The sequence below is a fragment of the Priestia sp. MDV22-iso46 genome (genome assembly GCF_058629175.1).
Genome location: NZ_JBZVWT010000007.1, coordinates 134,451 through 152,339, shown reverse-complemented (window position 1 = coordinate 152,339; position 17,889 = coordinate 134,451). Strand labels below are relative to the sequence as shown.

Below are 17,889 nucleotides of genomic sequence, written 5' to 3'. Positions count from 1 at the left end.
CAGGTTGATAGGTCAGAGGTGGAAGCGTGGCGACATGTGTAGCTGACTGATACTAATCGATCGAGGACTTAACCAAACTTTAAAAGCGTAAGCTTTACTCAGCAAACTGTTATCTAGTTTTGAGAGAGCAATCTCTTGTCTGGTGGCGATAGCGAAGAGGTCACACCCGTTCCCATACCGAACACGGAAGTTAAGCTCTTTAGCGCCAATGGTAGTTGGGACTTTGTCCCTGTGAGAGTAGGACGTTGCCAGGCCAATAAAAAGACTAGTCATTCAATGACTAGTCTTTTTTGTTTCTAAAAATTACAGCGTGAATTTAACTTTTAAATTATGTTACACTATAGTGGATTCATTTAATTTTTTAGTATAAAAGTTCTTTTTGACGTTGTAAGAAACTTCTTTCAAACTGGAGGCTGCATTTTGGGTAAGAAATCAAAAAAAGTACTATACGAATTACAGGAAAATGAAACAATCGCAAGTTGTTTAGATCGGATGAAAAAAGATGGGTATATGCCCGTTCGACGAATGGAAAAGCCTATCTTTGAAGAAAAAGAAATAAATGGTAAAAAAGAGTATATTCCGGTAAAGCAACAGATTGTTTTCGAGGGGAAAAGTCTCTAAATACGAACATTTTAATGATAAAAATAGTAAACATTCGATTTTCGGGTTGACTTTTTTCTGGTTTGGCTGTTATTATTAAGTTGTCAATTGAGATATCCGAAACCTCATATAATAGTGGGAATATGGCCCACGAGTTTCTACCCGATGACCGTAAATCATTGGACTATGAGGAGAGTACAATTACTAAATAGGTAAACATGATTCCTTTTCAAAAGGAATGTTGATACATGAAACCTAGGGTAGTTGTGGCTTTCCTTTAGTGAGCCATAACATACCCTAGGTTTTTTTATAACGTGAAAAAGGAGCTTTTATTCATGAATGTAAAAGTTGCTGTTGTAATGGGCAGTCAGTCAGACTGGAGCACTATGAAATATGCGTGTGACATTTTAGATGAATTAAATATTGAATATGAAAAGAAAGTTGTATCAGCACATCGAACGCCGGATTATATGTTTGAGTATGCTGAAACTGCTAAAGAACGAGGGATTAAAGTTATTATTGCTGGCGCTGGTGGCGCTGCTCACTTACCTGGTATGATTGCTGCAAAAACAATTTTACCTGTAATAGGTGTACCAGTTAAATCAAGTAACTTAAACGGTTTAGATTCACTTTTATCGATTGTTCAAATGCCAGGCGGCGTACCGGTAGCTACAGTAGCTATTGGAAAAGCTGGTTCTACGAACGCTGGGTTGCTAGCAGCACAAATCTTAGCAACACAGGATCCAACGTTAAGTGATCAACTTGAAAATCGTAGAGAGTCTATTAAATCATCTGTGTTAGAAAGTAGTGATCAACTTGTCTAATTTACTTATACCTCCTGGTAAAACAATTGGAATCGTAGGCGGTGGACAGCTTGGGAGAATGATTGCACTATCTGCTAAAGAAATGGGTTATTACATTGCAGTGCTTGAACCAACAGAAGATTCTCCTTGCGGTCAAGTAGCAGATATTAAAGTCATTGGCAACTATGATGATAGAAAAGCGGTTGAAAAGCTTGCTGAAGTGTCAGATGTCATCACCTATGAATTTGAAAACGTTGATGTTGAGATGATGAAATGGCTAGAAACAAAATGCTACGTGCCACAGGGCAGTCATTTACTAGCCGTTACACAAAATCGCCGTTTAGAAAAAGAAATGATTACAAAGCTTAATCTAGACGTTCCTGACTACGCAATCGTTACGACTGAAGAAGAACTTTTAAAAGCTGTCGAAACAATTGGTTATCCTTGTGTTGTAAAAACTTGCCGAGGCGGATATGACGGTAAAGGGCAAGTTCTAGTGAAAAATGAAAATAATATTCGTGAAGCAGCTGAGCTATTAGCGCAATCGGAATGTATTGTAGAACAGTGGATGAATTTAGATAAAGAAGTATCAGTTATTGTGCACCGCAATGCAAAAGGCGAAACGGTATGTTTACCAGTAGCTGAGAACATTCATAAGCATCATATTTTACACCAAACAATTGTTCCAGCACGTATTACAGCAGATCAAGAAGCGAAAGCTCTTCAATATGCACAAGAAATAGCAAAAGGATTAGATTTAGTTGGTACATTAGCAGTTGAGATGTTCCTAACTAAAGAAGGTCAGCTTTATATAAATGAAATGGCACCTAGACCTCATAATTCAGGTCATTATTCAATCAATGCTTGTGATCTTTCTCAATTTCAGCAGCATGTAAGAGCCATTTGTAACTGGACCCTAGCACAGCCGACTTTATTAAAACCTGCTGTTATGGTTAATCTATTAGGGGAACATATTGAGAATACAATGGCAAAAATCGAATGTTTAGATGATATGCACTTGCATTTGTACGGAAAAAAAGTTGCAAAAGAGAAGAGAAAAATGGGACATATCACGGTATTAGCTGATAAGATAGATGAGGCGATAGAAAAAGCCGAATCTCTAGGAATTTGGGAAAGAACGGAGGAAGTAACAACATGATTGAACGTTATACAAGACCAGAAATGGCAGCTATTTGGACAGAAGAAAATAAATTTAAAGCTTGGTTAGAAGTTGAAATTCTAGCTTGTGAAGCATGGTCAGAATTAGGACATATTCCGAAAGAAGATGTGAAGTTAATTCGTCAAAATGCATCTTTTGATATTAACCGCATCAATGAAATTGAACTAGAAACGCGTCATGACGTAGTAGCTTTCACTCGTGCAGTATCTGAAACGCTTGGTGAAGAGCGCAAGTGGGTACACTACGGTTTGACTTCAACTGACGTAGTTGATACAGCTCTATCTTATTTATTAAAGCAAGCTAATGAAATCTTGCTAAGTGACGTAGAGCGTTTTGTAGAAGTACTAAAGGAAAAAGCTCAAGAACATAAGTATACGGTTATGATGGGACGTACGCACGGTGTACACGCTGAGCCAACGACATTTGGTTTGAAAATGGGATTATGGTACGAAGAAATGAAGCGTAACCTAGAGCGTTTAAAACGTGCAGCAGCTGAAGTGGAATTCGGTAAAATGTCAGGAGCAGTTGGAACGTTCGCTAACATCGATCCTTTCGTTGAAAAATACGTATGTGAGAAGTTAGGAATTTCACCAGCCCCAATCTCTACGCAAACATTACAGCGTGACCGTCATGCACACTATATGTCAGTACTAGCGTTAATTGCGACATCTATTGAGAAATTTGCAGTAGAAGTTCGCGGTCTTCAAAAGAGTGAAACACGTGAGGTTGAAGAGTACTTTGCAAAAGGTCAAAAAGGTTCATCTGCAATGCCTCATAAACGTAATCCAATCGGTTCTGAGAACGTAACGGGACTTGCTCGCTTAATTCGCGGCTATATGGTTACAGCTTATGATAATGTACCGCTTTGGCATGAGCGTGACATCTCTCATTCATCGGCAGAGCGTGTCATCTTACCTGATGCAACGATTGCTTTAAATTACATGTTAAATCGTTTTGCAAATATTGTTAAAAACTTAACAGTATTCCCTGACAACATGAAGCGCAACATGGATCGTACACTAGGGCTAATTTACTCACAGCGTGTACTGTTAACACTAATCAATAAAGGCATGGTACGCGAAGAAGCATACGACTTAGTACAGCCAAAAGCAATGGAAGCATGGGAAACACAAGTTCCTTTCCGTTCTTTAATTGAAGGTGAAGAGCGCATTACTCGCCACTTATCACCAGAAGAGATTGAAGATTGCTTCGATCATAAGCACCATTTAAAAAATGTAGATATGATTTTTGAACGTTTAGGTCTTTAATAAAAAAGGCAAGGCACGTCCTTGCCTTTATCTAAGAAAGTGTATCTGAATATTCTGTATGTAGAGGTGACAGCATGGAAAAGCAAGAGTTACTTTATGAAGGAAAAGCGAAAAAGATTTACGCTACTGATGAGCAAGATGTATTGTGGGTTGCTTATAAAAATGAAGCTACAGCATTCAACGGTCAGAAAAAAGCAGAGATTAGCGGAAAAGCACAGTTGAACAATCAAATTAGTAGTTTACTATTTTCAATGTTACATGAGCAAGGGATTACAACTCACTTTGTGAAGCAGCTTTCAGATCATGAACAAGCGGTTAAGAAAGTAGACATTGTCCCGCTTGAAGTTGTTGTACGAAATGCTACAGCAGGAAGCCTTGCGAAGCGAATTGGCGTAGAAGAGGGTATTCGTTTTGAACAGCCAATCGTTGAACTTTACTACAAAGATGATGCGCTTGGTGATCCATTAATTCTTGCAGAACATGCGATTTTCCTTAAAGCTGCAACTCAAGAAGAGATTGATAGTTTAAAGGCACAAGCACTTCAAATTAACGAAATATTATCGAAATTTTTCAAAGATAAAGATATTTTCTTAGTGGATTTTAAATTAGAATTCGGCCGTACTTCTCAAGGCGACATTATTTTAGCGGATGAAATTTCACCTGACACTTGCCGCTTCTGGGATGTTCATACGAACGAAAAATTAGATAAAGATGTATTCCGCAGAGATTTAGGCGGTTTAACAGAAGCATACGAAAAAATCTTACAGCGAATCGGAGGATAACCCAACCATGTATAAAGTAAAAGTATTTGTCACATTAAGAGAAAGTGTATTAGACCCTCAAGGAGTAGCCGTTAAAAATTCATTGCACCGTATGTCTTATGAAGAAGTAGAAGAAGTACGCATCGGTAAATTTTTAGAGCTAACAATCGACAGCACAGATTCATTAGATGAACGCGTAAAAGAAATGTGTGAAAAGCTTTTAGTTAATACAGTAATTGAAGATTACCGTTACGAGGTTGAGGAGGTTGTCGTACAGTGAAATTTGCTGTAATTGTTTTTCCAGGATCAAACTGTGACGTCGATATGTATCATGCTATCAAAGATGAGCTTGGTGAAGAAGTAGATTACGTTTGGCACGATACAGAATCATTAGATCAATATGATGGTATCTTGCTTCCAGGTGGTTTCTCATATGGAGATTACCTTCGTTCAGGTGCTATCGCTCGCTTCTCAAATGTAATGGACGCTGTAAAAAAAGCAGCAAGCCAAGGAAAGCCAGTACTAGGTGTATGTAATGGATTCCAAATTTTATTAGAAGCAGGATTACTGCCAGGTGCTATGCGCCGTAATGAAAACTTAAAATTCATCTGTAAAACAGTGAATTTGAAAGTAGCTAATAACGAAACAATGTTTACAAATGCTTATGGCAAAGATGAAGTAATTGCTATTCCAGTGGCACACGGTGAAGGCAACTACTATTGTGATGAACACACGTTACAAAAATTGATTGAAAACAACCAGATTCTTTTCCAATACGCAGGTGATAATCCAAACGGAAGTCTTCAAGATATTGCAGGGATTACGAACGAAACAGGCAACGTATTAGGAATGATGCCTCACCCAGAAAGAGCGGTAAGCGATCTTTTAGGAAGCGCGGACGGACTTAAATTATTTCAATCAATCGTAAAGCAGTGGAGGGAACAAAATGTCGTTACTTCTTGAACCAAATGTAGAGCAAATTAAAGAACAAAAGTTATATCGAGACATGGGATTAACAGACGAAGAGTTTGCAAATGTAGAGCAACTGCTTGGTCGTACTCCTAATTATACAGAAACAGGCTTATTCTCTGTTATGTGGTCAGAGCACTGCAGTTATAAAAACTCTAAGCCTGTACTGAAAAAATTCCCTATCACGGGTGAAAAAGTATTACAAGGTCCTGGTGAAGGAGCTGGTATCGTTGATATTGGTGACAACCAAGCCGTTGTATTTAAAATCGAAAGTCATAACCATCCATCAGCGATTGAACCTTATCAAGGAGCAGCAACTGGTGTAGGTGGTATCATTCGTGACGTCTTTTCAATGGGAGCAAGACCGATTGCACTTTTAAACTCTTTGCGTTTTGGTGAATTAACTTCTCCAAAGGTTCGTCATTTGTTTGAGGAAGTAGTAGCGGGAATCGCAGGTTACGGTAACTGTGTAGGAATCCCAACAGTAGGCGGAGAAATTCAGTTTGAAGCTTCATATGAAGGAAATCCGCTTGTTAACGCTATGTGTGTGGGTTTAATTAATCACGAAGACATTCAAAAAGGTCAAGCTAAAGGCGTTGGCAACACGGTTATGTACGTAGGAGCAAAAACGGGCCGCGACGGTATTCACGGGGCAACATTCGCTTCTGAAGAACTATCTGATCAGTCAGATGAAAAGCGTCCTGCTGTACAAGTAGGAGATCCATTTATGGAAAAACTTCTTCTTGAAGCTTGCTTAGAACTTATCAAGTGTGACGCTTTAGTCGGTATTCAAGATATGGGTGCTGCGGGCTTAACAAGTTCTTCAGCAGAGATGGCAAGTAAAGCAGGTTCTGGTATTGAAATGAACCTTGATCTTGTACCTCAGCGTGAAACAGGTATGACACCATATGAAATGATGCTTTCAGAATCTCAAGAGCGCATGCTCATCGTTGTTGAAAAAGGCCGTGAAAATGAAATCGTAGAAATCGTAGAAAAATACGGATTAGAAGCTGTTTCAGTCGGTCACGTAACCGACGATAAGCGCCTTCGTTTAACTCATAACGGAGAAGTAGTCGCAGATGTTCCTGTAGATGCATTAGCAGAAGATGCACCGGTGTACCACAAGCCATCTCAAGAACCAGCATACTATCGTGAGTTCCAAGAGCAATCAGCATATGCTCCTACTGTTGAAAATCACAGTGATATGTTAGTAACACTTTTAAAACAGCCTACTATTGCAAACAAAGAGTGGGTTTACAACCAATATGACTATCAAGTACGTACAAACACAGTTGTATCTCCTGGATCTGACGCGGCGGTTGTTCGTGTACGTGATACAAATAAAGCATTAGCGATGACAACAGACTGTAACTCTCGCTATTTATACCTAGACCCAGAAGTAGGCGGCCGTATTGCAGTAGCAGAAGCTGCTCGTAACCTTGTATGTTCAGGGGCACAGCCTCTTGCAATTACAGACTGCTTAAACTTCGGTAACCCTGAAAAACCAGAAATCTTCTGGCAAATTGAAAAAGCAACAGACGGTATGAGCGACGCTTGCCGTGAGCTATCGACTCCGGTTATCGGCGGTAACGTATCTCTTTACAATGAAACAAAAGGTGAAGCAATTTATCCAACTCCTGTTATCGGAATGGTTGGTTTGATCGACGATATCAACCATATTACAACTCAATATGCGAAGCAAAAAGATGACTTAATCTATGTTATTGGTAAAGCTGAAGCAGAATTCGCAGGTACTGAGCTTCAAAAAGTACTAGAAAACGGTACGGTATTTGGGCATTCACCTAAATTAGATTTAGCAGTTGAAAAAACACGTCAAGATCAGCTTCTTCAAGCAATTCGTGAAGGTGCAGTTCAATCTGCTCACGATATTGCAGAAGGAGGATTCGCGGTAGCCCTAGCTGAAAAAGTGATGAACGGCAGCGGATTAGGTGTGGACGTAACGGTAGACGGCGAAGCAACAGCAGAGCTATTCAGTGAAACACAATCACGTTTTATCGTAACGGTTTCTCCAGAGAATAAAGAAAAATTCGAAATGCTTGTACAAGATGTAACATTAGTAGGACGCGTAACAGAAGACGCAACATTAACTGTTAAACATCAAGAAAATGTTCTTGTTCAATTATCAGTTGAAGAATTAACTACTGCTTGGAAAGGAGCGCTTCCATGCTTGCTGAAATCAAAGGCTTAAACGAAGAATGTGGCGTATTCGGTGTATGGGGACATGAAAATGCAAGCCAGATTGCTTATTACGGTTTGCATAGCTTGCAGCACCGCGGACAAGAAGGCGCTGGTATTGCTGTAACAGACGGAGAAAAAGTGACAGTAATGAAAGGCGTCGGTCTTGTTAACGAAGTATTTGGCCACGGAGAGTTAGAGCAACTAAACGGTAAAGCAGCAATTGGACACGTTCGTTATGCAACAGCTGGAGGCGGAGGGTTTGAAAATGTTCAACCCCTTCACTTCCGCTCTCATAGCGGAAGCCTTGCGTTAGCTCATAATGGAAACTTGGTTAATGCAAATGCATTAAAGCATCAGCTAGAAAACCAAGGGAGTATTTTTCAATCAACATCGGATACAGAAGTACTGGCTCACTTAATTAAACGAAGCGGCTATGAAGATATGAAAGATAAAGTGAAAAATGCTTTATCAATGGTTAAAGGCGCATACGCATTCGTTATCTTAACAGAAGATACGATGATGGTTGCACTTGACCCTCACGGATTGCGTCCGCTATCAATTGGACGATTAGGTGATGCTTATGTAGTAGCTTCTGAAACATGTGCATTTGATATTGTTGGAGCAGTTCATGAGCGTGATGTAGAGCCGGGTGAATTACTCATTATTAACGATGAAGGTATTCAATCAGAACGTTTCACATTAAACGTAAACCGCGCAATTTGCAGTATGGAATATATTTATTTCTCAAGACCAGATAGTAATATTGATGGAATCAATGTCCACTCTGCACGTAAAAATTTGGGGAAACAACTTGCAGTTGAGTCACCAATTGAAGCAGACGTTGTAACAGGCGTTCCAGATTCAAGTATTTCAGCAGCGATCGGTTTTGCAGAACAGTCAGGTATCCCATACGAATTAGGTTTAATTAAGAATCGATACGTAGGCCGTACATTCATTCAGCCTTCACAGGAACTGCGTGAACAAGGTGTAAAAATGAAGCTGTCTCCAGTACGTAAAATTGTAGAGGGTAAACGTGTTGTTATGGTAGATGATTCTATCGTTCGCGGCACAACAAGCCGTCGCATTGTTCGTATGCTTCGAGAAGCAGGAGCAACTGAAGTACATGTACGCATCAGTTCACCACCTATTAAAAATCCATGTTTTTATGGAATTGACACGTCGTCATCTTCTGAGCTAATTGCTGCTACGCGCTCTGTTGAAGAAATTCGTGAATTAATTGAAGCTGATTCACTTGTTTTCTTAAGCAACGAAGGATTAGTAGATGCAATCGGCAGACAGTATGAAGGCAACGGCGGACAGTGTATGGCATGTTTCACTGGAAAGTATCCAACTGAAATTTATCCAGATACTGTACACCCTCATGAAAAGGTAACTTGTTAGTTTTAACGTAAAAAAGGAGTGACAACATGTCATATTCATATAAACAAGCTGGAGTTGACTTAGAAGCAGGATATGAAGCTGTTTCACGTATTAAAAAGCACGTAGAACGAACTGCTCGTGCAGGTATTATGGGAACAGTCGGCGGCTTTGGCGGAATGTTCGATTTATCTACATTGAATTTAAAAGAACCTGTTCTTGTTTCTGGTACAGATGGAGTAGGAACAAAATTGAAGCTTGCTTTTCAAATGGATAAGCATGACACAATTGGTGTGGATGCAGTTGCCATGTGTGTAAACGACGTGTTAGCACAAGGAGCAGAGCCTCTTTACTTCTTAGATTATATTGCTTGCGGGAAAGCAGTTCCTGAAAAAATTGAATCGATTGTAAAAGGAATTGCAGACGGCTGTGAACAATCCAACTGTGCGTTAATTGGCGGAGAAACAGCTGAAATGCCAGGTTTGTACGAAGAAGATGAATATGATCTTGCTGGGTTTACAGTAGGAGCAGTAGAAAAGTCAGAAATTATTACTGGAGATGAGATTGAAGCTGGTCAGCTGTTAATCGGTATTTCATCTAGCGGTATTCACAGCAACGGCTACTCTCTTGTACGTAAAATTGTTGATGATCAAGGATTAAATCTTCACGAAACTTACTCTGGTTTTAATGAAAAGCTTGGAGTTGAGTTATTAACACCAACAAAAATATACGTGAAGCCGGTCCTAAAAGCATTACATGCAGCTAAGATTGCAGGTATGGCTCATATTACTGGAGGCGGATTTGTTGAAAATATCCCTCGTATGCTTCCTGAAGGTTTAGGTGTAGAAATCGATTACGGTTCTTGGCCAATTCCATACGTGTTTGATTTCCTTGAAGAGCAAGGCAAGCTGGACCGTAAAGAAATGTTTGAAGTATTCAACATGGGAATCGGATTTATTTTAGCTGTTGAACCTGAAGATATGAATAAAGTCATTGAAGCAATTGAAAACGAAGGCGAAAAAGCATTTGTTATCGGACGTGTAAAAGAAGGAACAGGTGTTGAATTTGCTGGAGGGACGTTTGCATGATAAATATTGCAGTGTTTGCTTCTGGAAACGGCAGTAACTTTCAATCCATCTACGAAGCAACTCAGTCAGGTCGATTAAAAGCAAATATTGCGCTTGTTGTTTGTAATAAACCGGATGCATACGTAATTGAACGAGCAAAAGCATGTGGAATACCATGCTTTGTTTGTTCGCCTAAAAACTATGAAAATAAAGAAGCGTACGAGGAAGCAATTCTTGCAGAGCTTACATCAGCTAAAGTAGAATTTCTTGTTTTAGCAGGATATATGCGATTAGTTGGTTCGACGTTGCTTAAGCCATACAAAAATCGTATTGTTAATATTCATCCGTCGCTTTTACCTGCATTTCCTGGGATTGATGCTATTGGTCAGGCTTTTGATGCAGGAGTAAAAGTGATTGGAATTACCGTGCATTTTGTAGATGAAGGAATGGATACAGGACCAATTATTGATCAGCAGGCTATTCGCATTGAAAAAGGCGATACAAGAGAAACAGTTGAGGCCCATATTCATGAAATTGAACATCAATTTTATCCCGCGGTACTAAATGAATTATTTGAACAAGCCGCAGTTAAATAAATAGGATGTAACCTTGTCAAAAAAGTTTTAATCCTTTACTATGGTAGAGTAGTAGTGAAAGAAAGATTTTAAATGAGAGATCGGATCAGGAGGAGTTTACAAAATGACAGCAAAACGCGCACTTATTAGCGTATCTGATAAAGAAGGTATTGTTTCATTTGCACAAGAATTAAAGGACTTAGGAGTAGAAATTATTTCAACTGGCGGTACAAAGCGTACTCTAGAAGAAAACGGTATTGACGTTATCGGAATTTCTGAAGTAACTGATTTCCCAGAAATTTTAGACGGCCGTTTAAAAACATTGCATCCTAACGTTCACGGTGCTTTATTAGCGTTACGCGATAATGAAGAGCATCAAGCACAAATGAAAGAGCATAATATCTCGCCAATCGACTTTGTAGTTGTAAACTTATATCCATTTAAAAAGACAATTGAAAAAGAGGATGTAACGCTTGCTGAAGCGATTGAGAATATTGACATCGGTGGACCTACAATGCTTCGTTCAGCTGCGAAAAACTATCGTTCTGTCTCAGTTGTAGTAGATCCAAGCGATTACGCAACCGTAGTAGAAGAGTTAAAAGCTCATGGCAATGTTTCATTTGAAACCAATCAACGATTAGCAGCAAAAGTATTCCGTCATACGGCAGCTTATGATGCATTAATCGCTGAATACTTAACAAACATTACAGGTGAAACAACTCCTGAGAAATTAACAGTAACGTATGAGCGTGTTCAAGGCTTACGATACGGAGAAAATCCTCACCAACAAGCTTCTTTCTATAAAAAGCCGTTAACACAAAAAGGTTCTATTGCAACAGCTACGCAGCTGCATGGAAAAGAGTTATCATACAATAATATCAACGATGCAAATGCAGCTCTTCAAATCGTAAAAGAATTCAAAGAGCCGGCTATCGTAGCGATCAAACATATGAATCCTTGCGGTGTAGGTGTGGGGGAAACAATTGCTCAAGCTTATCAAAAAGCATACGAAGCGGATCCTACATCTATCTTTGGCGGTATCGTAGCAGCTAACCGTCCTATCGACCGTGAAACGGCTATTCAGTTAAAAGAAATTTTCTTAGAAATCATCATTGCTCCTGCGTTCGATCAAGAAGCATTAGATGTATTAACAGCTAAGAAAAACCTTCGTTTACTAACGATAGAGCTTGATGAAAAAGCAGAAAAAGAAGCTTTCTTAACATCTGTAAAAGGCGGCGTGCTTGTTCAGGATGAAGATGTGTTCGGATTTGATGATGCAACGATTACTGTTCCAACGAAACGCGAGCCAACAGAAAAAGAGTGGGCAGATTTAAAATTAGCATGGAAAGTTGTTAAAAATGTTAAGTCTAATGCTATTGTACTTGCAAAAGATGACATGACAATCGGCGTAGGGGCTGGTCAAATGAATCGCGTAGGCGCTGCAAAAATTGCGATTGAACAAGCTGGTGAAAAAGCACAAGGTTCAGCTTTAGGTTCAGATGCGTTCTTCCCAATGGGGGATACAGTAGAAGCAGCAGCTAAAGCAGGAATCACAGCTATTATTCAGCCAGGCGGATCAATTCGTGATGAAGAGTCAATTGCAAAAGCAGATGAATACGGCATTGCAATGGTATTTACAGGCGTAAGACATTTTAAACATTAATGAGGTGAAGAACGTGAATGTTTTAGTTATTGGAAAAGGCGGAAGAGAGCATACAATTGCATGGAAAGCTTCAAAAAGTCCACTTGTTAACGAAGTGTTTGTAGCACCAGGAAATCCGGGCATGAGAGATGTGGCAACGATTGTACCAATCGATGAAAGCAGCCAAGAAGAGCTTGTGCTATTTGCAAAAGAAAACAAGATTGGATTAACAATTGTTGGACCAGAAAATCCGCTAATTGAAGGCATTGTTGATCGATTTGAACAAGAAGGTCTTCCAGTCTTTGGACCGCGCAAACAAGCAGCGATGATTGAAGGAAGCAAAAGCTTTGCAAAAGAGCTCATGAAAAAGTATGATATTCCAACCGCAGCGTATGAAACATTTACGTCTTACGAGGAAGCAAAAGCATATGTGGAAAAGCAAGGCGCTCCAATTGTTATTAAAGCAGACGGCTTAGCGGCTGGTAAAGGTGTAACTGTTGCTTTAACAGTGGAAGAAGCTGTAGATACATTACGTGATTTTCTAGTTGACCAAAAATTTAAAGAAGCAAGTGCAAAAGTAGTTGTAGAAGAATTTTTGGATGGTGAAGAATTTTCATTAATGGCATTTGTACGCGGTACAAATGTATATCCAATGGTAATTGCACAAGATCATAAGCGTGCTTTTGACGGCGATCAAGGTCCGAATACAGGAGGCATGGGAGCTTACTCTCCTGTTCCGCAAATCAGTGATGCAGAAGTACAAGAGGCTGTAGAAAACATCTTACTTCCAATGGCTAAAGGATTAGCTGAAGAAGGCTGTGAGTATACAGGAATTCTATATGCTGGTCTGATTCAAACACAAAAAGGACCAAAAGTTATTGAATTTAATGCGCGTTTTGGAGATCCTGAAACACAGGTTGTACTGCCGCGTATGAAAAGCGATTTAGTCGATGTGCTTCTTCGCATTTTGAAAGAAGAAAAAGTAGAAATTGAATGGGATGATGAAGCGGCTATCGGAATCGTATTAGCAGCAGCAGGCTACCCAGAAGATTATCAAAAGGGTGCGCCAATTAACGGATTGGATGCGATTAGTGAAGACGCGCTTGTTTTCCACGCTGGTACAGCTTTAGAAAACGACACATACGTTTCAAACGGCGGCCGTGTTCTATTAGTAGGTGCTAAAGGAGCAACTCTTCAAGAAGCGCAGCAAGAAGTATACAAACAAATGGCTCATATCGATTTAGAAAAAGGCTTTTTCTACCGCAAAGACATCGGCCATCGTGCATTAACAAAAGCAGCTTTAAAATAAAAAAGGAGAGCTTAGGCTCTCCTTTTTACCTTACGAAGGATTATACGTTTCTTCATTTCCATTTGGATGGTGTTCATGTTCATCGTGTTTTTGACATGAATCATAAGCGTACGTAAGGGGGCAAAAACGTGTGATGCCTTCTGCCACTTTTAAAGCTCCCATTAACCCTAGGAAGATGGATGAATCTTTGTACGGTCTGCGAGATAAACGAGATGTTGTCCAAGAAAGAAGGGTAAAGCCCAGTGTAAGTCGAATTAATGCGTTAACAATGCCGATATTTGGTTTCATGTTTTATCACCTTTATTCATAAAATTAATAACAGTTTCTGAATGCGTTTACATCAAGGATGTGTTACGATAAAAATACATAGTAAATTAGGGGGAATTTAGCATGCCGGAACAAAGATACCGCTGGAAAAGCAAACATATTAGACAGCAGCTCTTAGTATTAAACGGTCAAAAAGCACCAACTATTGTCTTAAAAGATGCAACATATTTGAACGCTCGAATGAAGCAGTGGAAAAAAGCACATATTTGGGTTTACCAAGATCGTATTGTATACGTTGGCTCAGAGATGCCTAAGCACACAGACGCTTCTACAGAGATTATAGACTGCAGTGAGAAATATGTGGTTCCTGGATATATTGAGCCGCATGTTCACCCGTTTCAGTTATATAATCCCCAGACTTTTTCCCAATATGCAGCCAAGCACGGAACAACGACCTTATTTAATGATAATTTAATTCTCGCTTTACAGCTTGAACAAAAAACGGCATTTTCATTGATTGAAGAAATGAAAACGTTACCACAATCGCTGTACTGGTGGTGCAGATTTGATTCGCAGACGGAAATTGATGAAGAGGCTGACATCTTCTCACATACGAACATTACTTCTTGGCTACAAAATGAAGCTGTCTTACAAGGAGGCGAACTGACAAGTTGGCCGAAGCTTTTAGACGGGGATGATTTAATGCTTCACTGGGTTCAAGAGACAAAAAGGATGAGAAAGCATATTGAAGGACATTTCCCGGGGGCATCAGCATTTACCTTGGCAAAAATGAAATTACTAGGGGCAGACAGCGATCATGAGTCTATGACAGGGGAAGATGTTGTTGCTCGGTTAACGCAAGGCTATGACGTTGCTTTGCGCCACTCTTCAATTCGGCCAGATTTGCCAAAATTGCTACAGGAGTTAAAAGAGCTGCAGGTAGATTATTTTGACCATATTACGATGAATACAGACGGTTCTCCGCCTTCTTTTTACCAAAATGGCGTGTCAGATATGTTAATTACATTAGCTATTTCAGAAGGGGTTCCCGTGTTAGATGCTTATAATATGGTGTCTGTAAATATTGCTCGCTATTATAACATGGAACATTTGCACGGGCATGTAGCAACAGGCTGTGTGGCTAATATTAATATTTTAGAAGATCCTATGCGGCCTACTCCGGTCTCTGTACTAGCAAAAGGAAAGTGGATGAAAAAAGAAGGCAAAGAACAAGCATTAGCCTCAGTAGAATTTCCTTGGGGAAAGTTTGGTTTTTCACCGCTAGAGTTGGACTTTGATTTAACGATGGACGATTTTCAATTTTCCATGCCAGTAGGCGTAAAAATGAAAAATGCTGTTATTATGGAGCCGTATTCAATTCACTTGAATGTGAGCGGAGATGTATTGGCCTCTGATCATGATGAAAGTTTTTTAGTGCTGGTGGACCGAGAAGGCAAGTGGCGGATCAATACGCTGTTAAAAGGATTTGCGACAAATGTATCGGGACTGGCGAGTTCATTTTCAAATACAGGTGATTTTATTTTAATTGGAAAATCGAAAAAAGATATGATGTGTGCATTTAAACGTATGAAAGAAATTGGAGGCGGTATTGTCATTACCGAAGATGAGAAAGTAGTATACGAACTGGATCTTCCGTTAAAAGGAGTCATGTCGAATCTGCCGATGGAGGAGTTAAGTAAACGAGAGGTAGAACTCAAGAAAGTGCTGGGTGAGCGGGGATACAAACACGATGATCCTGTCTATTCACTGCTGTTCTTTTCGTCTACACATTTGCCTTATATTCGTATCACGCCAGTAGGAATTTATGATGTTATGAATAAAAAAGTACTTTTTCCGTCTATAATGCGTTAAAATATAAAAGTATCAAAGGAATTTGAAATTTGTATGAAATTGGCTGTCTTCATACAGAATGAATGTATGTGCAAATAAATATAGAAACTGTATTTTATAGATAGAAACAACCAGTAAAGAAAGCCAATGATAAAGGAGTTCGATACGATGCAAATCAACAAACTACGAGGAAAAGAATTAGATCAGCTATTTCAAGCGATTTTATCATTAGAAAACATTGAAGAATGCTATCAATTTTTTGATGACCTATGTACAGTTAATGAAATTCAATCATTAGCACAGCGCTTAGAAGTGGCAAGAATGCTAAGAGAAGGCAACACGTACCATAAAATTGAGACGGAAACTGGAGCAAGCACAGCAACTATTTCCCGTGTTAAACGCTGCTTGAATTATGGAAGCGATGCATATCAAATGGTGTTAGAACGCCTTCAAGAAGATTCAAATCAAAAGTAAAGCGTATGGCTGAAGCAGCCATACGCTTATTTTTTAATTAAAATTGAGTTGCTTCTTCAATGATATTTTTAAGGTCGCTAATTGCTACACGTTTTTGTTCCATTGTGTCGCGGTTACGGATTGTTACTTGATTGTCTTCTAATGAATCGAAGTCGAATGTAATACAGAACGGCGTACCGATTTCATCATGGCGACGGTAACGTTTCCCGATTGAACCAGCATCATCATAGTCAATCATAAAGTATTTTGCTAAATCTTCAAAGACAGCGCGAGCTTCGTTAGAAAGCTTTTTAGAAAGTGGCAATACAGCAGCTTTAAATGGTGCTAAAGCAGGGTGAAGCTGCATAACTGTACGAGAAGAGCCATCTTCTAACGTTTCTTCTTCATATGCATCAATCATATAAGCTAATGTTACACGGTCAGCGCCTAAAGAAGGCTCGATGCAGTAAGGTACATAGCGTTCGTTTGTTTCTTGATCAACATATTGGAAGTCTTCTCCAGAGTGTTCCATATGCTGCTTTAAGTCATAGTCTGTACGAGAAGCTACGCCCCATAGTTCGCCCCAGCCGAATGGGAACTTGTATTCAAAGTCCGTTGTTGCATTACTGTAGTGAGAAAGTTCATCATCATCATGGTCGCGAAGACGAACGTTTTCTTCTTTCATACCAAGAGAAAGAAGCCATTTGTTACATGTTTCTTTCCAGTAGTTAAACCACTCTAATTCAGTGCCTGGTTTACAGAAGAATTCAAGTTCCATTTGTTCAAATTCACGCGTACGGAATGTGAAGTTACCAGGTGTAATTTCGTTACGGAAGCTTTTACCCACTTGGCCGATACCGAACGGAAGCTTTTTACGCATTGAGCGCTGAACGTTTTTAAAGTTTACGAAAATACCTTGAGCTGTTTCAGGACGAAGGTAAATTTCATTTGTTGATGTTTCAGTTACACCTTGGTGCGTTTTGAACATTAAGTTAAATTGACGAATTTCAGTGAAGTTAGCTGAACCACACTCAGGACATGTAATTTCATGTTCTTTAATTAAGTCAGCCATTGCATCAAATGAAAGGCCGTCTACGATCATTTCAATGCCTTTTTCTTGAAGTTTTTCTTCAATTAATTTATCGGCACGATGACGAGCTTTACAATCCTTACAGTCGATCATTGGGTCATTAAAGTTTCCTAAGTGACCAGAAGCTTCCCATGTTTTTGGGTTCATCAAAATCGCAGCGTCTAAACCAACGTTGTATGGAGATTCTTGAATGAATTTTTTCCACCATGCTTTTTTAATATTGTTTTTTAATTCTACGCCAAGCGGGCCGTAATCCCATGTATTTGCAAGACCGCCGTAAATTTCAGATCCTTGAAATACAAAGCCGCGGTGTTTAGCGTGAGATACGATTTGATCCATTGTTTTTGACATTCTAATTCCTCCTGTAAATGGTAGTGATTCAAGCGAAACAAAAAGAGCGGGTACAAAAAAACTCTCGTCCCTGGGCATATCAACAATATGCCCAGGGACGAGAGTTTTTCCCGCGGTTCCACCCTGG

Annotated in this window: 17 protein-coding genes, 1 rRNA gene and 1 riboswitch; of the genes, 16 read left to right on the top strand and 2 right to left on the bottom strand. The window is 39.5% G+C overall.

Annotated features, from left to right (window positions below; all coding sequences use genetic code 11):
• The first annotated feature begins 138 nt into the window (after positions 1 to 138).
• From rrf to purD, 14 genes are all read left to right on the top strand, one after another.
• Positions 139 to 254, top strand: a 5S ribosomal RNA gene (rrf, locus tag AC4NPH_RS24980).
• A 166-nt stretch (positions 255 to 420) separates the two neighbouring features.
• Positions 421 to 621, top strand: coding sequence for an NETI motif-containing protein (locus AC4NPH_RS24975; protein WP_013055033.1), 201 nt, complete (start codon positions 421 to 423; stop codon positions 619 to 621).
• Positions 622 to 705: 84 nt separating this feature from the next.
• Positions 706 to 807: riboswitch (purine riboswitch) on the top strand.
• A gap of 128 nt (positions 808 to 935) precedes the next feature.
• Positions 936 to 1,424, top strand: a complete 489-nt coding sequence (gene purE / locus AC4NPH_RS24970) for a 5-(carboxyamino)imidazole ribonucleotide mutase (RefSeq protein WP_013055034.1) — start codon at positions 936 to 938, stop codon at positions 1,422 to 1,424.
• Complete coding sequence (gene purK / locus AC4NPH_RS24965; protein WP_053488218.1) at positions 1,417 to 2,562, top strand: 5-(carboxyamino)imidazole ribonucleotide synthase; 1,146 nt, start codon at positions 1,417 to 1,419, stop codon at positions 2,560 to 2,562. Before purE ends, purK begins: the two co-directional genes overlap by 8 nt.
• Positions 2,559 to 3,851 carry an adenylosuccinate lyase gene (gene purB / locus AC4NPH_RS24960; protein WP_013055036.1) on the top strand — a complete coding sequence of 431 codons (1,293 nt, stop codon included), beginning with the start codon at positions 2,559 to 2,561 and terminating at the stop codon, positions 3,849 to 3,851. Before purK ends, purB begins: the two co-directional genes overlap by 4 nt.
• 74 nt (positions 3,852 to 3,925) lie before the next feature.
• Positions 3,926 to 4,633 carry a phosphoribosylaminoimidazolesuccinocarboxamide synthase gene (gene purC, locus AC4NPH_RS24955; RefSeq protein WP_063670432.1) on the top strand — a complete coding sequence of 236 codons (708 nt, stop codon included), beginning with the start codon at positions 3,926 to 3,928 and terminating at the stop codon, positions 4,631 to 4,633.
• Positions 4,634 to 4,640: 7 nt separating this feature from the next.
• Positions 4,641 to 4,892 (top strand): phosphoribosylformylglycinamidine synthase subunit PurS, encoded by a 252-nt coding sequence (gene purS, locus AC4NPH_RS24950; protein ID WP_013055038.1) that lies wholly within the window; start codon positions 4,641 to 4,643, stop codon positions 4,890 to 4,892.
• Positions 4,889 to 5,575, top strand: coding sequence for a phosphoribosylformylglycinamidine synthase subunit PurQ (purQ, locus tag AC4NPH_RS24945; RefSeq protein WP_013055039.1), 687 nt, complete (start codon positions 4,889 to 4,891; stop codon positions 5,573 to 5,575). Before purS ends, purQ begins: the two co-directional genes overlap by 4 nt.
• Complete coding sequence (gene purL / locus AC4NPH_RS24940; RefSeq protein ID WP_013055040.1) at positions 5,559 to 7,790, top strand: phosphoribosylformylglycinamidine synthase subunit PurL; 2,232 nt, start codon at positions 5,559 to 5,561, stop codon at positions 7,788 to 7,790. Before purQ ends, purL begins: the two co-directional genes overlap by 17 nt.
• Complete coding sequence (purF, locus tag AC4NPH_RS24935; protein ID WP_013055041.1) at positions 7,766 to 9,181, top strand: amidophosphoribosyltransferase; 1,416 nt, start codon at positions 7,766 to 7,768, stop codon at positions 9,179 to 9,181. The genes purL and purF overlap by 25 nt, the downstream gene beginning before the upstream one ends.
• 26 nt (positions 9,182 to 9,207) lie before the next feature.
• A complete protein-coding gene (gene purM, locus AC4NPH_RS24930; protein WP_098197398.1) occupies positions 9,208 to 10,245 on the top strand; it encodes a phosphoribosylformylglycinamidine cyclo-ligase in 1,038 nt (345 codons plus the stop codon).
• A complete protein-coding gene (purN, locus tag AC4NPH_RS24925) occupies positions 10,242 to 10,820 on the top strand; it encodes a phosphoribosylglycinamide formyltransferase (protein WP_013055043.1) in 579 nt (192 codons plus the stop codon). The genes purM and purN overlap by 4 nt, the downstream gene beginning before the upstream one ends.
• A 103-nt stretch (positions 10,821 to 10,923) precedes the next feature.
• Complete coding sequence (purH, locus tag AC4NPH_RS24920) at positions 10,924 to 12,462, top strand: bifunctional phosphoribosylaminoimidazolecarboxamide formyltransferase/IMP cyclohydrolase (protein ID WP_098197397.1); 1,539 nt, start codon at positions 10,924 to 10,926, stop codon at positions 12,460 to 12,462.
• Positions 12,463 to 12,475: 13 nt separating this feature from the next.
• Positions 12,476 to 13,750, top strand: a complete 1,275-nt coding sequence (gene purD, locus AC4NPH_RS24915; RefSeq protein ID WP_013055045.1) for a phosphoribosylamine--glycine ligase — start codon at positions 12,476 to 12,478, stop codon at positions 13,748 to 13,750.
• Between the two features lie 30 nt (positions 13,751 to 13,780).
• Here purD and AC4NPH_RS24910 read toward each other — a convergent pair whose 3' ends face one another.
• The gene (locus AC4NPH_RS24910; RefSeq protein ID WP_013055046.1) at positions 13,781 to 14,038 is read right to left on the bottom strand and encodes a YgaP family membrane protein; all 258 of its coding nucleotides are present in this window, start codon (positions 14,036 to 14,038) and stop codon (positions 13,781 to 13,783) included.
• A 102-nt stretch (positions 14,039 to 14,140) separates the two neighbouring features.
• Between AC4NPH_RS24910 and AC4NPH_RS24905 the strand changes: the two genes are divergently transcribed.
• Positions 14,141 to 15,889 carry an adenine deaminase C-terminal domain-containing protein gene (locus AC4NPH_RS24905; protein WP_013055047.1) on the top strand — a complete coding sequence of 583 codons (1,749 nt, stop codon included), beginning with the start codon at positions 14,141 to 14,143 and terminating at the stop codon, positions 15,887 to 15,889.
• 147 nt (positions 15,890 to 16,036) lie between these two features.
• The gene (locus AC4NPH_RS24900; protein WP_013055048.1) at positions 16,037 to 16,342 is read left to right on the top strand and encodes a YerC/YecD family TrpR-related protein; all 306 of its coding nucleotides are present in this window, start codon (positions 16,037 to 16,039) and stop codon (positions 16,340 to 16,342) included.
• A 37-nt stretch (positions 16,343 to 16,379) separates the two neighbouring features.
• Here AC4NPH_RS24900 and AC4NPH_RS24895 read toward each other — a convergent pair whose 3' ends face one another.
• Entirely contained in the window at positions 16,380 to 17,762 is a 1,383-nt protein-coding gene (locus tag AC4NPH_RS24895) for a glycine--tRNA ligase (RefSeq protein ID WP_013055049.1), read from the bottom strand.
• Positions 17,763 to 17,889 lie beyond the last annotated feature (127 nt).

What these genes read in the sequence shown, in the direction of transcription:
- purE (WP_013055034.1), top strand. Translation starts at nt 936, where the DNA reads ATGAATGTAAAAGTTGCTGTTGTAATGGGCAGTCAGTCAGACTGGAGC.
- purB (WP_013055036.1), top strand. Translation starts at nt 2,559, where the DNA reads ATGATTGAACGTTATACAAGACCAGAAATGGCAGCTATTTGGACAGAA.
- purC (WP_063670432.1), top strand. Translation starts at nt 3,926, where the DNA reads ATGGAAAAGCAAGAGTTACTTTATGAAGGAAAAGCGAAAAAGATTTAC.
- purS (WP_013055038.1), top strand. Translation starts at nt 4,641, where the DNA reads ATGTATAAAGTAAAAGTATTTGTCACATTAAGAGAAAGTGTATTAGAC.
- purL (WP_013055040.1), top strand. Translation starts at nt 5,559, where the DNA reads ATGTCGTTACTTCTTGAACCAAATGTAGAGCAAATTAAAGAACAAAAG.
- purF (WP_013055041.1), top strand. Translation starts at nt 7,766, where the DNA reads ATGCTTGCTGAAATCAAAGGCTTAAACGAAGAATGTGGCGTATTCGGT.
- purM (WP_098197398.1), top strand. Translation starts at nt 9,208, where the DNA reads ATGTCATATTCATATAAACAAGCTGGAGTTGACTTAGAAGCAGGATAT.
- purN (WP_013055043.1), top strand. Translation starts at nt 10,242, where the DNA reads ATGATAAATATTGCAGTGTTTGCTTCTGGAAACGGCAGTAACTTTCAA.
- purH (WP_098197397.1), top strand. Translation starts at nt 10,924, where the DNA reads ATGACAGCAAAACGCGCACTTATTAGCGTATCTGATAAAGAAGGTATT.
- AC4NPH_RS24910 (WP_013055046.1), bottom strand. Translation starts at nt 14,038, where the DNA reads ATGAAACCAAATATCGGCATTGTTAACGCATTAATTCGACTTACACTG.
- AC4NPH_RS24905 (WP_013055047.1), top strand. Translation starts at nt 14,141, where the DNA reads ATGCCGGAACAAAGATACCGCTGGAAAAGCAAACATATTAGACAGCAG.
- AC4NPH_RS24900 (WP_013055048.1), top strand. Translation starts at nt 16,037, where the DNA reads ATGCAAATCAACAAACTACGAGGAAAAGAATTAGATCAGCTATTTCAA.
- AC4NPH_RS24895 (WP_013055049.1), bottom strand. Translation starts at nt 17,762, where the DNA reads ATGTCAAAAACAATGGATCAAATCGTATCTCACGCTAAACACCGCGGC.